Source organism: Flavobacterium ranwuense, from assembly GCF_004349315.1.
Taxonomy (GTDB): Bacteria; Bacteroidota; Bacteroidia; order Flavobacteriales; family Flavobacteriaceae; genus Flavobacterium; species Flavobacterium ranwuense.
Genome location: NZ_SMLH01000007.1, coordinates 64,658 through 79,446 on the forward strand (window position 1 = coordinate 64,658; position 14,789 = coordinate 79,446).

A 14,789-nucleotide genomic window follows, 5' to 3' on the forward strand; every position below is an offset into this window, starting at 1 on the left:
TTATTTATTCAGATTCTTATAATCGTTTATTATGGCAATTGCTTCTTCTAAATAGGGATTGTTTTTCACCCCTTTGATTTTATAGCGATTAATATCCTGTTGGAAAACATCAAATTTTAATTTTTCCAAATCATAGGAATTATTTGAAATCGTACTTTTACTTTGGCTGTCTACAATCTTTTTTACTTTTTTCCAAAGCGAATCAATTTCATGAATATCGTTGAATACATCTTTAAAAATCAAGCGTGTTGGTTTTTTTGGATTGTTATAAAGTGCATTTATTTGCTCGTTAGCCAAACTGATTTCATTGAAACAAGAGGCAGTTTTTACTCTTGAATTGCTTAATTCGACTATTTTTGGAAAATAGGTTTTTGAAAATGGATTAAATCTGGCTTTTGTAGCAATCACATCATATTTCAAAGCTGTTTTAAAACTAATCTCCCGCTGAATTATACTGTCAAACAAAACCGGAAGTACAATATCCGGAATGATTCCTTTTATTTGATGGCTGTCACCGGTAATTCGGTAGAATTTTTCAATGGTTAGTTTTACAAAATCTTGTTGATTATTTTCGTCCAATGGTAAAATGGTCTGCATAGAAGCTTTGCCCAATGATTTACTTCCAATAATGATCGCCCTGTTATAATCCTGCATTGAGGCAGCAAAAAATTCACTGGCTGATGCTGAATTCCCATTGATTAACAGTACGATTGGACCATTATAAGCACTGCCACGATTGCCGTCTTTTAAAATGGTTTGCTTATTTTTATTATTAACCAAAACGGATACAGGACCAATATCTAAAAACATTCCGGCTAATTTAATAGCTTCTTCCATCGATCCTCCACCATTGTTTTGAAGATCGATCACTAAACCTTCAACATTGTCTTTTTGAAGTTTCACGATTTCTTTGGCAACATCATCGGCACAGCCTTGAAAGGAGTATCCGTCAAAATTAGAATAAAAACTAGGAATATTGATGTAACCAATTTTTGTTTCCGCTTCGGCAATATAACTGAAAACTGCATTCTCAGTGGTTTTCATTACTTGCTTTCTGAGGAGGACAGATTGTATCGTCCCATTTTTTTTCTGAATGGTCAACTCAATTTCTATATTCGAATCAGAAAAAATCAATTCTCCAATTTTTTCTATTGAGGCACATGAAACAGAATATTCATCTCCTTTGGTATTGGATACTTTTAGAATTACATCGTCTTTTTCAAACTTATCCGTTTTAGCGGCCGGACCACCTGGGACAATTTCTTCGATAATAATTTCCTCTTTTTCATTAAATCCAATATTCAATCCTAACGAAAGATTGCTCATTGATAAACCCGACATAAAACTGGATTTGGCATCCATTGAAAAATAATTGGAATGAGGATCAAAATAGGTGCAAAAAATATTCAAAAAATTATTTTGAAGGTCATTTTCCAATCTGTTATTGCCTTCAAGAATACTATTTACTTTGCATAAATTGGTGTCAAATATTTTTACTTTGGCAGTTTTTTCGAGCTTTGAAAAATTTTGAGTGAGCGAATCTAAATTAGAACTTAACTTCGAAATATCTTCCAGAATATCATACCGGATTCTCTTTTTCCAGACTCTTTCGATATCAGTTAAAACCAAATCAAATGGGAAGTTTTTCTTCGAGAATTTAACGGAGTCATGCGTAGTATAATCAAAAGTCTCCTCTTGTATTTTCTCTAAAACTTTCTTCTTTCTGGTTAAAGCCAATTTATAAACAGCAACAAAATCATTCATAAAGGAACAATTGTTCTGTAAAATATAATTGTCTAGTTGGAGTCTATGTTTGCGTAGTTTTTGATATTCAATCTTGGTAAATAAGTTTCGGTTAGAATCTAAAGCATCCATAAAATTGTCAAAAACAAAAACCGATAAACTGTCGTCTACCGGTTTTGGATGATAATGTTCACGTTGTATTAATGCATTTATTTTAGAAAGTGTTTCACAAGTTTTTGCCTCATTTTGACCAAAAAGTGAAAATGTAGCCAGCAACAATACGAGTGAAAGTTTCTTCATTTATTTTTATTTCTTGTAAAAAGGCGGTTTAACCACTTTCGCAGGGACATCATTTTTACGGATTCTGATAAAAATTTTGCTGTCCAAAGCACTGTGTTCCGTTGTTACGTAACCCATACCAATTCCTTTATTCATCGATGGCGACATTGTTCCAGAAGTTACAATTCCGATTACATTTCCTGAAGCATCCACAATTTCGTAATCGTGTCTTGGCACCGCACGTTCCAGCATTTCAAAAGCGACTAGCTTTTTAGTAACACCAGCTTCTTTTTGTTTTTTCAGGTTTTCAGAATTCGTGAATTCTTTAGTAAATTTTGTAATCCATCCCAAACCAGCTTCTAATGGAGAAGTCGTGTCATTGATATCATTTCCGTACAAACAAAAACCCATTTCCAATCGCAACGTATCACGAGCCGCAAGACCAATTGGCTTGATACCAAAAGCCGCACCCGCTTCAAATACTTTATTCCAAATTTGTTCTGCTTCTGAGTTTTTACAATAAATCTCAAAACCTCCGGAACCAGTATATCCAGTAGCCGAAATAATTACGTTTTCGATACCGGCAAAATCACCCACTTCAAAATGGTAATACGGAATCGCAGATAGATCTTTTGAGGTCAAGGATTGCATCGCTTCAACCGCTTTTGGTCCTTGAATTGCCAATAATGAATAATCATCGGATAAGTTTTTCATCTCCACACCCAAATCATTATGAGCCGAAATCCAATCCCAATCCTTGTCAATATTCGAAGCATTTACCACTAATAAATACTGCTCGTCTTTCATTTTATAAACAATCAAATCGTCTACAATTCCACCTTCATTGTTCGGTAAACAAGAATATTGCGCTCTTCCGATGGTCAAAGTCGAAGCATCATTCGAAGTCACTTTTTGAATCAAAGCCAATGCATTTGGACCCGTAAGCAAGAATTCACCCATGTGAGAAACGTCAAAAACACCCACGGCATTTCGCACCGTTTCATGTTCCGCATTCACTCCTTCATATAAAATTGGCATATTGTATCCGGCAAACGGAAGCATTTTTGCTCCCAAACTCTCGTGTATGTGCGTAAGCGCAGTATTTTTCATTGTGTTTTTATATAAAATTTGAAGTCGCTAATTTATTGATTTTATTTCGGGTGACAAAGTCCGAGCGAAGCAAAGTTTAAACTTTCAAACGTTTTCGGAATAACTCGTACAGTAGGATTTATAACAATTATTTTTAGGAGCTATTTCCTGCTATTCGCTATATCTTTATTTAAAGCTTCCAGTCTTCAAAAGGCTGGAAGCTTTAAATAAAGGATGCCACTTTTATCAGGGCTAGGGAATTTCGGTACAATTAACGAATTTGTTTCTTATTAAATTCGTAATTTTAAACAAACAAATTTCCATGACGAATTCCATTTACATCGACCAAAAACAAATCCTCAAACACTACAAACAGCCAGACAAACACACTCACAAAGGAATTCAGGGACACGCTTTAATCATTGGTGGAAGTTATGGAAAAATAGGAGCAGTGAGTTTGTCTGCCAAAGCGTGCTTGAAAACCGGTTGCGGATTAGTCACTGTTTTTATTCCCAAATGTGGTTATGATATTCTGCAAATTGCCATTCCCGAAGTAATGGTCATAACAGACAATCAAGAGAAATTAATCTCCAATATCACTTTCGACATAACGCCACAAGCCATCGGAATTGGTCCTGGTTTAGGTCAGAAAATTGAAACCCAAAACGCATTCCATCAGTTTTTGCAAACAAATAAAACGCCTTTAGTAATCGATGCCGATGCGTTGAATATTTTATCCCAAAACAAAGAATGGCTTTCGTTATTACCGCCCAAAACTATTTTAACGCCACATCCCAAAGAACTGGAACGATTGATAGGAAAATGGCATTCCGAGGAAGAAAAAAGGAGTATGGCAATCTCCTTTTCAAAACAATACCAAGTTATAATCGTAATGAAAGGTGCGCCAAGCCGTATCATAGATGGAGAAACTCTCTACGAAAATACCACCGGAAATGCCGCTTTGGCAACCGCAGGAAGTGGCGATGTTTTGACGGGAATGATTACCAGTTTACTGGCGCAATCCTATGAACCCATTAGCGCCGCAATTCTTGGGGTGTACCTTCACGGATTAACCGCTGAAATTGCGTTACCGGAAACCGGTTATCAATCTTTTATCGCTTCAGATGTTATTGCGAATATTGGAAAAGCCTTTTTGAGTTTAGAAAAATTGGAGTAAATAGTACTCATAAATGAATTTTATCCTACTTATTTGTAAGTTTGTATCCAAGCAAAATAGCTTTATCCAATTCGATTATGGAAAAAACACCTCATCTTAGAACCGTAAACGTTACGCGATACATCACTCCTTTGCGGGAAGGCGGTTCTTTGCCTGCGCTCGCTGAAGCTGATGATGATTTTAAATATGTATTGAAATTCAAAGGTGCCGGACACGGTGTAAAAGCCTTGATTGCCGAATTAATTGGCGGGGAAATTGCCCGTGTTTTAAATCTAAAAATGCCGGAACTTGTTTTCGCAAATCTTGACGAAGCTTTTGGACGTTCAGAAGGCGATGAAGAAATTCAGGACTTGCTTCAAGGCAGTCAGGGACTCAATTTGGCATTACATTATTTATCGGGAGCCATAAATTTTGATCCTGTTGTCACTTTGGTTGACCCAAAACTAGCTTCCCAAATTGTTTGGTTAGATGCTTTTATTACAAACGTGGACAGAACATTTAGAAACACCAATATGTTGATTTGGCATAAAGAATTATGGCTGATCGATCATGGTGCAAGTCTTTATTTTCAGCATTCGTGGACCAATTGGGAAAAGCATGCGCAAAGTCCTTTTGCATTGATAAAAGATCATGTATTGTTGCCTCAAGCTTCCTTGTTGCCAGAAACTGATGTACTATTCAAAAAAATATTGACGAAAGAGGTATTACAGAATATCGTGAATCTTATTCCAGAAGTATGGTTAAATTGGGAAGATACCGATGAAACTCCCGAAGCCATTCGGGAAGTCTATTTTCAGTTTTTATCCATACGTTTGAACCATTCCGAAATTTTTATAAACGAAGCACAAAATGCAAGAGAAGCACTTATATGAGTATGCCGTAATCCGGGTTGTACCAATGGTAGAACGCGAAGAATTCCTCAATGTGGGTATTATTCTCTTTTGTAAAAAAGCGAAGTTTATAAAAGTGCTCTGCTCGATGAATGAAGCCAAATTACAACTATTTTCAGCCGATTTAGATTTAGAACAATTGCATTTAAATTTACAGGCATTTGAGAAAGTGGCGCATGGCGAAAAATCAGGCGGACCAATAGGACAATTTGATATTCCATCACGTTTCCGTTGGTTGACTGCACTTCGCAGCTCTGCCATTCAAACCTCAAGACCACATCCGGGATTGTGTGATGATTTGGAACAAACAGCGCAACGTTTATTTGAAGAAATGGTATTGTAAATAAATTTTAAAACTGTTGGAAAGTCATTTCGCAATTAAAATACTTTTTTGGAATCCACACTATAATCCATAAAATTTAAGAGATGCTATTCAGGTGACGCGCAAGATGCATGCCCATACTAAAGCAAGCCTGCAGCAGATAGCCACCAGTGGGCGCATCCCAATCCAGCATTTCGCCAATACAATAATTGTGTTTTTTATTTTTCAATTGAAAATTTTCATCCACGGCAATTAGTTGAACACCGCCTGTGGTAGATATAGCATCATTTAATAAGGAAGAACCGGTTATTTCGAGACTTAATTTTTTAATGTTTTGGGCCAATAATTCCGGATTCAGGTAGGTTTCTTTCGAAAGGTATTTTTTCAAAAGCCCAATCTGTGCAGGGCTCAATTTTACCCCTTTTTGTAATGTTTCGCTCGTCTTTTTTAAGGTTGATTTTTTGATCTTTTGAAGCAAATCATCATAACGCAATGTTGGTTTCATATCCAGAAAAATGCTGGCCTTTTGTTGGCTTTCAAGTTCCTTCCTAATTTGTGGACTAAGAGCATAAATGGCATTGCCTTCTAAACCAAAACGAGTGATAACCGCTTCGCCTTTTTGCCTTTTGTTCAAACAACTAATGGCTATGTTTTTAAGCGGACTGCCTTCGTGTTCCAAGATGAAATCTTCCGGCCAGTTCACACGATACGCACAATTTGATGATTGAAAAGGAACGATAGCAATATCTTGCCTTTCGAATAAATCAAGCCAGATACCATCTGAACCGGTTACTTTCCAGCTCCCACCGCCGAGGGCAAAAATGGTATAGTCTGATTTTATTTCTGTATCCGTATTAAAAACGATATCATCGTTGTTCGTCCAACCCGTCCAAGTATGTTGATATTGAATGACAACACCTTGTTTATCGAGAACATTCAGAATTGCGTTGAGCACCGTTATGGGTTTGATGCCGCTTTCGGGATACACACGTTTACTACTGCCGATAAAGGTTGGAATACCAATGGAATCAATCCAATTCCGGAAATCGTCGTTATCAAAATCAAGGAGTGCTTTTTCCAGAAAATGCGGTGGTGTATACCGTGCTATAAGTTCAGCAATCGGTTCCGAATGGGTGAGGTTAAATCCTCCTTTTCCGGCCACCAGAAATTTTCTTCCCAGTGTTTTGTTTTTTTCGTAGATGGTAACCTTGAATTTCTGACAATCGAGTAATGCAGCGAGTATAAGTGCTGCGGGTCCTCCTCCAATAATTGAAACTGATTTCTTCACGCCACAAAAATAGGCTTTGTTTTACCCATTAAGGCTGATATGGATTTTTATATTAGTTATTGTAATTGTAAAGCAAAAAAAAGGCTGTTCAAAATCATTTTGAACAGCCTTTTTATAAAAATAATACCAAACCTAATATTTTGCAGATTCTCCGGCTTTAGGCAAGGATTGTTTTATAAATTGTCTGATATCTTCGTTAGCAGTTTCCAAATCTACTTTTCTTAAGTACATCATGTGACCGCTTCTATAGCCTTTCCAAGACATTCTGTCATTTAGTCTTCCGCTTGGGTCCATTTGCCACATGTTGTATTTCGAGTTGAAATAATCGCAGGCTCCGTCATAATATCCGGACTGAACCATTACATGTAAATACGGATTTTGCGCCATGGCCTGACGCAGGTTTTCTCCGGTTTTATCATTTGAATCATCCCAAGGTCTCACGGAGCCAAACATATTGTATTTGAAATCGGTTTTGTAGTTTAGATTATTGCGCAAGTACATATTAATGGCAGGAGTAAAGGAGTGGAGCCAAGAAGTAAGTTCTGCGTTAAAATCGGGTCCGTCACCAGCCGCTTTACGGTCAATTCCTTTATAGCGGGAATCTAATCTTCCTACGGTAAACCCTTGATCGCGCAACAATTCTTTCCAAAAATAATCATACGGTACATCTAAATTATTTTGCAAAACCACTTTTTCCGAAAGTCCGGAATAGCGTGCTATTTTAGCAGCCATTTCTTTTCTTTTTTGGTCGTCTAATGCGCCTCCTTTGCTTAATGCGGGTAGCAGTTCATTTATCGTAAAGTCTTCTACTTCCGGTAACATGGCTGTTAAATCTTTATTCTGTAAATCAGAAGGCAGCATTTTATGATACCAGGCCGTAGCGGCAAAATAAGGCAGTTTCAATGCCGCTTCAGAAGCGACACCACGAGTGATTCCCAATTCAGTTGGCGATACTAAAATAACACCGTTCAGATACATCCATTCGCTGTTTTGCAACTCGAGAGCAAGTCCTGAAACTCGTGTGGTACCATAGCTTTCGCCAATAAGATATTTTGGCGAAGCCCAGCGATTGGTTCGGGATACAAATCCATTGATCCAATCGGCGAGGTATTTAATGTCGGCATTTACACCGAAGAATTTAGTTGTTGGTATTTCTTTGCTCGTAGCTCTTGAATACGCGGTATTGACCGGATTTACAAAAACAATATCGGCAACATCCAAAATCGAATACGGATTTTCCTTGATTCCATAAGGCTGTAACGGATAACCTTCATCATCAATATTGATTAAACTTGGACCTGTATACGCAATCTGCATCCAAACCGAAGCAGAGCCCGGACCGCCATTAAAGGAAATAACCAAAGGGCGGGCGGCACGATCTTTTACATCGGAACGTTCGTAATAGGTGTAAAATAAACCGGCAATTGCTTTTCCATCTTCGTCCCAAACCGGCATCGTACCAGTGGTGGCTTTGTAGGGCACTTTTTGACCTTTGATAGTCGTACTATGTTCCGTTACCACTTGCGAATCCGGATTGAAAGTAAGATTTGAAGCAGAATTTTCTTCTTTTGGAGCGACAGGTGTTGTAGGTGTTTTTTGTGGCTGAGCATGTAAAGCCGCAAAAAATCCAATGAAGACCAAGGATAGTACTGTTTTTTTCATAAAGAGATTGGTTTGGGGTATTTCAATACTGTTTTTCTGATACAATTTTGAAAGCACTAATATATTGCTTTTTAATTGAGTGACAAAAGCGGAAAGCAGAATAGTAATTTTCAAACCTTGAAACTCTGTTCGTGAAAAATAGTTGCATGCAAATACTCTTTATTTGGGCGTAACCCCAAAGCAGAAAATTCCTTTTTCCATTTACGTATCTGGAGCTTTGGGGTCGGGCTTTTGGCTGTATCTTTATTTTTTTAAAGGAAAAAAATAAAGGATGCCGCCACAATCCCTTACGCGAGCAACCCGAAGATGGAGAGAAATATCGATATCCGATTGATTATCGCTAGATTTTATTTTCTTAAAATAACGTTTCCAATTGCTCGAGACAAGCGGTAATGCCTTGTTCAAAGCCCATTTCAATCATGGTTTGTATCTCTTTTTCATTGGAATAAAACATCTTGAATTCAACCAAAGTACCCGATTCTGTTGTAGCAAAAGCAATAGTTCCTGTAGAAACCGGCAAGGAATTGTTTATAGTTCCCTCTTCATCACAAAAACTATCTTTAATTTCAAAACTTAAATTTGGTGTTATGGCTGTATAGTCCATTCGTCCCCAATGTTTTTCATTTTCGGGACCCACCATAGCATACAACCAATACCCGCCAACAGAAAAGTTCATCGTTTTGGTTACGGCTTTCCAAGGTTGTGGTCCCCACCATTGTTCCAATAATTCACTTTCAGTATACGCACGCCAAACTTTTTCAAGCGGGGCACTAAATGTTCTGGATACAAGAATTGATTTTTCTTTTAAATCTTTTACAACAAGTGTTTTGCTATTAGTTGCCATTTTATTTTGATTTATGATTGATTACTACTTGGTATAATTGATTGAAGCAGTGGTCATTCCTTTTTTTTCGGAATGAAAATGAACCATTAAAGTTAGTTTATTTTACTCAAATTAGTATCCAATTTCATGAATAATCAATTAATAAAGACTATGAAATCCTTTTTTCCAATACAATAAATTCCAAAGGCTGTTCCGCAATAGCAATATGAACATCACTTACCGGAAAAGGTTCTCTTGCTCCAGTGTCAACATAACCGTTGCGTTTGTACCATGAAATCAATTCTTCCCGAACAGATATTACAGTCATTACAATTTTAGGTAATCCCAATGCCGAAGCATGAATTTCTGCCTGTTGCAATAATTTTTTTCCTACGCCACTATTTTGTAGCTCAGGCGAAACCGTCAGCATTCCTAAATACAATTGCTGCTCGTTTTCAATCAACAATACACAACCTATAATCTGATTGTTCTCCGTAAATTTTAGAATGGTATTTTTTGGGTCTTGAATCGTTTCAGTCAGTTCCTGTTCAGTTGTTCTGAGTCCTTCTAAAAGGTTCGCTTCAGTGGTCCATCCTTTTTTAGACGATTCCCCGCGATAGGCTGAATTGATTAATGTATTTAATAGGGAAACGTCTTCTACTGTTGCTTTTATAATCATAGATAATACTTCTATTCTTGGGTTATTGCTTTGTTGTTCTTCAAAGGTAGAAAAAAGGGATTAATCACTTCTTTTTTTTGATAAAATAATTATTTTTTAAACGAATAAAATTATTTATATAGTATTGATAATCAGTATATTTAGTCATTAAATAAGAAAATTTTTTTACCTTTGAATAAAGAAAATTTGCAACAATTTAATAATATATAATTATGAAAAATTTAAATATTATTTGGGTAATAGTGATGGCTTGCGTAATAAGCATAGCGCCAATATTCGGGCAATCGACCGCTAAAAAGAATAAAATTATTGCTGACAGCAAAACAGCAAAGGCGGAGTTCATTAAAAGTGACCCGCTGATGAAAGCACTTTTTGAAAAAGCGTCTGGCTATGTCATCTTTCCCAATGTTGGAAAGGGAGGAATCGGTATTGGAGGAGCAGCAGGCAACGGGGTTGTCTATGAACAGAACAAGAGGATAGGCATGGCAAAGTTGACACAAGTGAGCATAGGATTCCAGGCCGGTGGACAGGCGTATAGAGAGGTAATATTTTTTGAGTCAAGAAAGGAATTGGAACGGTTTAAAGAGAGCAAATTCGAGTTTTCCGCACAAGCTTCCGCAGTAGCCGTGACGGAAGGCGCCTCAGCGAATGTAAAATATACGGAAGGCGTTATGGTGTTCACCATGCAGAAGGGTGGACTGATGTATGAGGCATCGATTGGTGGGCAGAAGTTTAAGTTTAATAAGCTGTAACACTATTTTTGCTGTTGAAATCCGAGCGATTTAGGCAAAAAATGTGTTTTATTCTGCTAGCGCGAACGCAATGTCAGTAAGTTAAGATATTTTAGATTGAAGAGTAACGATTGCAGATTTCTGATTTTGTATTGGTAAATATAAGATTGTCGATTTTAAGGGGACTATCACGTCTGAAATCAAGAATCGTTAATCAAAAATCAGCAATCATTGGATTTTTTTTCTTAAATTAATGACATTGCGCTGGTCCTATCTGGGAGAAATATTTCTCAGCCGTTTTGTTTTTTAGCGAGTAAATTTTAGTTTCCACAAGAAGTAATTTTATTTATAAATCATTTCTTCTCTATCAAAATGTATTTTTGGAATACATATTTCCATGGCATGAAAAGTATCGGTATGATAATTCCCGAGAACACATAGGTCATTTCTTCGGCTGGTGAACCTTTGAGCGTGCCGGCTGACCATAAAGGATAAGCGACAACAATAAGCCAAAGTCCTTTGTAGAAAATCATAAAAAGCATAATGGGTAACATTCGAAGTGTGTGGAAAACGCCTAAAATCGCAAGTGTTGAGTAAGCCGTCCAAGTGCACCAGGCAACAGCTCTTGTAGGATCCCACGCACCTTCATGGCTAAGAATAACTTTCCATGATTCTGGGGCAAGAAAAACAAACATAAGGGCGAAGAACAGCCGCATGACATAAATATTGATTCTGCGAACACCTTCGTAGTTTTCGTAGTCAGGAAGAAAAATATTTTTGATACTGAACTTTGATTGCTTTTGTGTTGTCTGCTCTGTTGTATTCATAATTTTCCTAATTAGTTATTAAAATTGCTGAATGCCTATTTTATGAGTGTAGTTATGGTTTTATTTTAAAGCCAAGGTATAAAAAAAGCTAGATCCTTTTAAGTCAGTAGCTTATTTTGGTTTTTTATCAGAAACAACACCGAACGGAACATCTCTGTGAGTGTCTTTGCAATAAATTACGTATCCATTTAGTTCTTTATTCATGTTACATCGTGCTTTCTAATAATATTAAATTCAAACTTAATGATTTTACTTACAGAAAACTAATTCTCATAAAAAACCAACTAAAAATCACTTCTCAGCCGTTTTGTGTTTTAGAATAAATCTTTAAATACTATGCAAATAAAGCTTTCAATTCCTTCTAAATCTTAACTTGCACGCTCCCCTTTTTCTTCGGGCTAAATAGGACTCATTATTGCCGTTTGGCACTATTGGTTTTTAGAATTAGTTCTAAAAAAATCTTAAAATAATGGTTATCTATGGTGCTTTCTTGGTTGTTTTTAGTATTTTGGCAGTAGAATCATTTATAATGAACTGATTAGTATGAAATATAGAGTCGCTACCACGTCATTAAATCTCAGAGATTTTCCGGCAACGCATGATAATTCCAAAATTTTAATACAAATACCTTTTAGACATACCGTTAAATTAATTGAGAAAACAGCATCGGATTGGTGGAAAGTAAAACTTTTAAACACTGAAAAAGAGGGATTTGTGTTTTCAAAAGACATTGAGCTCGTTGATGAAACCAATGAAAAAAGTACGGATATTGAAGTACCTAATTTTGAACCGGGTGCGAAAGCAAGTCTGGATAGCAAAGAGGAAACATACAAACCTATTGGCGATCCTTCAATTCCTTTTAGGGATTTAACAAGTCTTGAATCTAAACTGACGTCAATTCGTAAGATAATCAATGTGCTGAATGTTTCAAAAAGTTTCCGGTATCAGAAAGATGCATCGGATACCTATTGTAATATTTATACTTTTGATTATTGTTTTTTTGCCAAGGTCTATATCCCCAGATTGAGATGGACTGATACCGCAATCGAGCAGCTTGAAAAAGGCAACGAAGTGGCTGTGGTTTTTGATGGTACGGTAAAACCTTTTTATTCAAATTATATCTATGATTGGTTTTTGCAATCATCGAAGGAGTTTGGATGGGAAAGAATCGATGATGTTGATGAACTTCAAAAAAAAGTAAATGCCAATGGTGGAGTGGGAATCATCTGTGCCAAAAGATTTGTCTTGAATAAATCAGGGCATATTGTAGTGGTGGTTCCGGAAACTGATACTGACAAAGCCTATAGGAAAGACGGCAAAGTAATTTATCCGTTACAATCCCAAGCAGGTGCTGATAATTATAATTATTTTTCAGAAATCAGAGAAGATTGGTGGAACAATAAAGATCCAGAAAAAGGGTATTCTTCTGTGATCTTTTATTATCATAATTAGATAAATCCTTGTAAACAATTACACTTCTTGTAGGTTTGTGTCTGCAAGAAGTGTAATTATGTAGGGCTTGTTTTAAAAAGGCGCTATTGCATTTGTAATGCGGCTTGTTTTTTAATTAGTAAAGAACTACAAAAGCCTTTTTCATAATAGGCAACGTGTAAACTGCTGTATATTTGATCGTAAATTAATAAAGGATCATTCGATTCTATTTTAATAGACAATATCTTTTCTAAAAGAACGATAAGGTTCGATGGTACACAGGTTTCTTTGCCGTGTATAATAGATTCGTAGACAAAGTTATTCCATTCCAAATCGCAAATAGGATTTTCGATTTCATTTAACAGGGCATGATCCATAATAAAAACAAGAAAATTCAAAACCTCCTGCAAGTGTTTTTCGTCGAAATAATCAAATATTCTAAACTCAATGCCATGATTTTTGTGCTTGTGAAAATTGATGTCAAGCCCAATTTTATCAATTTTTTCATAATCTGATATTTCAGAATAACGGTTCACCCACCACATTGGATTCTCATGCATGGGATGTTCGTCAAAATTCATCTGGACAATTTTTCCGGTTTTCATCACATTGGTGTCATAAGTGCCCACCCCAATGTATCTTGACATAGCACATCGTTGTGATGCCTTTGTTAAATTGACGCTGCTGTCATTATGCGATAAATAATCAGAAGAACCGAATTTTATCATAAATAATGGACTCAACCATTGGAATAATCGAATAGCCTTCTGGTGTTTTTTTATAAAATCTATTTTGTCCTTAATTTCACCGTCCTTATTTAACTCAGTAGGAATAGTTAAATTGAAATGATAAGTCATATTATTAAAAACAGAATAATTAGTGTCGTTTGAAATAAATATGGCAAAGGGATGGTTTTCAGAACATATTTTTATGGGGCCGTATTCCGTAAAGATTTTCTCTTTATGAAAAGCGCTTTGCAAATTGTTTATGAAACCTTGTTTTATTGTAGCCAGTTCAGTAATGGCCGAGTCAATATCTGTTTTGTAAAATTTTTGTGTAACAAATTCAACTGTGTCGCCGTCAAAAATGAATTCTTTTTGAAGCTCGTCTATAAAATAAGGGTTGTTTTTTTGTAATATTTCAAAGATACTTTCCCCTGAATATTCAGGATTCGCTTCATTGTCTATGGGGTCAAAAGTCTTATGCTGATTGTTGATGTCCGTTTTTGTAAACGAATGGGAGTTCATCAGTACCGGCAAATAATATTCTTTATCGGATAATATTTTTTGCAATGAATTCTGGTATATATTTTCTTTGTAATTCTTAAAATGATTCACACTATACTTTTCATGAAGTCCTTTAGTCAGCAAAAAATGTTTGTCCACCACACGATGATTTTCAAACTCTAAATAACATTCATTTTCGATTCCTATGCCCCAATACAAATCATTTGATCTATATTGATTCCTATAATCTTTGTGCTTATCCAATAATTCAATTTCAAAACTAACAGCATTCATGCTATGATCCGTCATACACTTTTTTCTCCTTCTTTTAATAAATTATGTTGATATGGGAAGCTACTTTATCAGGTAGTTTTTTTGAAGTATTTTTTTAATCTGTTGCTTTTTAGTAAAGTTCAAACAGCTTCTTAAATACTTAGTTGTTTTTTTAATGGGGTTCAAGTTGCTTTTTTGCCTCGTACAAGACTTGAATGGACAACTCGATTTTTTTGCAAAAGTAGGTATAATAAATCATTATTCAAGCTATATTTTCAGAACTGGAATTTTATTTTTTTGTGACGAAATTTATTGCTTTGTTTTCCTGTAAATTACTCATAATTATATA

The 14,789-nt window shown here is 35.9% G+C and carries 13 protein-coding genes; 5 read left to right on the forward strand and 8 right to left on the reverse strand.

What is annotated here, in order from left to right; genetic code table 11:
• Together E0I61_RS12025 and gcvT are read right to left on the reverse strand one after the other, a co-directional pair.
• Positions 1-2,043, reverse strand: coding sequence for a S41 family peptidase (locus E0I61_RS12025; RefSeq protein WP_132071689.1), 2,043 nt, complete (start codon positions 2,041-2,043; stop codon positions 1-3).
• A 6-nt stretch (positions 2,044-2,049) separates the two neighbouring features.
• The gene (gene gcvT, locus E0I61_RS12030; RefSeq protein ID WP_131995261.1) at positions 2,050-3,132 is read right to left on the reverse strand and encodes a glycine cleavage system aminomethyltransferase GcvT; all 1,083 of its coding nucleotides are present in this window, start codon (positions 3,130-3,132) and stop codon (positions 2,050-2,052) included.
• A gap of 301 nt (positions 3,133-3,433) precedes the next feature.
• On the opposite strand from gcvT, the gene E0I61_RS12035 reads away from it, so the two are divergent.
• The 3 genes from E0I61_RS12035 (at position 3,434) to E0I61_RS12045 (ending at position 5,521) form a co-directional block, all read left to right on the forward strand.
• Positions 3,434-4,288, forward strand: coding sequence for an NAD(P)H-hydrate dehydratase (locus tag E0I61_RS12035; RefSeq protein ID WP_131995258.1), 855 nt, complete (start codon positions 3,434-3,436; stop codon positions 4,286-4,288).
• A gap of 77 nt (positions 4,289-4,365) precedes the next feature.
• Positions 4,366-5,160 (forward strand): HipA family kinase, encoded by a 795-nt coding sequence (locus E0I61_RS12040; protein WP_132071691.1) that lies wholly within the window; start codon positions 4,366-4,368, stop codon positions 5,158-5,160.
• Positions 5,138-5,521: a DUF3037 domain-containing protein gene (locus E0I61_RS12045; RefSeq protein WP_132071693.1), complete on the forward strand. Its 384-nt coding sequence runs from the start codon at positions 5,138-5,140 to the stop codon at positions 5,519-5,521. The genes E0I61_RS12040 and E0I61_RS12045 overlap by 23 nt, the downstream gene beginning before the upstream one ends.
• Positions 5,522-5,597: 76 nt before the next feature.
• Here E0I61_RS12045 and E0I61_RS12050 read toward each other — a convergent pair whose 3' ends face one another.
• From E0I61_RS12050 to E0I61_RS12065, 4 genes are all read right to left on the reverse strand, one after another.
• Entirely contained in the window at positions 5,598-6,788 is a 1,191-nt protein-coding gene (locus tag E0I61_RS12050; RefSeq protein WP_132071695.1) for a BaiN/RdsA family NAD(P)/FAD-dependent oxidoreductase, read from the reverse strand.
• A gap of 132 nt (positions 6,789-6,920) precedes the next feature.
• Positions 6,921-8,450 carry a S10 family peptidase gene (locus tag E0I61_RS12055; protein ID WP_132071697.1) on the reverse strand — a complete coding sequence of 510 codons (1,530 nt, stop codon included), beginning with the start codon at positions 8,448-8,450 and terminating at the stop codon, positions 6,921-6,923.
• 355 nt (positions 8,451-8,805) lie between these two features.
• Positions 8,806-9,294: an SRPBCC family protein gene (locus E0I61_RS12060; protein WP_132071699.1), complete on the reverse strand. Its 489-nt coding sequence runs from the start codon at positions 9,292-9,294 to the stop codon at positions 8,806-8,808.
• Between the two features lie 148 nt (positions 9,295-9,442).
• Positions 9,443-9,952 carry a GNAT family N-acetyltransferase gene (locus E0I61_RS12065; protein ID WP_132071701.1) on the reverse strand — a complete coding sequence of 170 codons (510 nt, stop codon included), beginning with the start codon at positions 9,950-9,952 and terminating at the stop codon, positions 9,443-9,445.
• 212 nt (positions 9,953-10,164) lie between these two features.
• Here E0I61_RS12065 and E0I61_RS12070 point away from each other — a divergent pair, with 212 nt between their 5' ends.
• Positions 10,165-10,704 (forward strand): lipid-binding SYLF domain-containing protein, encoded by a 540-nt coding sequence (locus E0I61_RS12070; protein ID WP_131995238.1) that lies wholly within the window; start codon positions 10,165-10,167, stop codon positions 10,702-10,704.
• 332 nt (positions 10,705-11,036) lie between these two features.
• Here the strand turns inward: E0I61_RS12070 and E0I61_RS12075 are convergent, their stop codons facing one another.
• Positions 11,037-11,399: a hypothetical protein gene (locus E0I61_RS12075; protein ID WP_132071703.1), complete on the reverse strand. Its 363-nt coding sequence runs from the start codon at positions 11,397-11,399 to the stop codon at positions 11,037-11,039.
• A gap of 654 nt (positions 11,400-12,053) precedes the next feature.
• On the opposite strand from E0I61_RS12075, the gene E0I61_RS12080 reads away from it, so the two are divergent.
• The gene (locus E0I61_RS12080) at positions 12,054-12,962 is read left to right on the forward strand and encodes an SH3 domain-containing protein (RefSeq protein ID WP_132071705.1); all 909 of its coding nucleotides are present in this window, start codon (positions 12,054-12,056) and stop codon (positions 12,960-12,962) included.
• A gap of 83 nt (positions 12,963-13,045) precedes the next feature.
• Here the strand turns inward: E0I61_RS12080 and E0I61_RS12085 are convergent, their stop codons facing one another.
• Positions 13,046-14,476 carry a hypothetical protein gene (locus E0I61_RS12085; protein ID WP_132071707.1) on the reverse strand — a complete coding sequence of 477 codons (1,431 nt, stop codon included), beginning with the start codon at positions 14,474-14,476 and terminating at the stop codon, positions 13,046-13,048.
• Positions 14,477-14,789 lie beyond the last annotated feature (313 nt).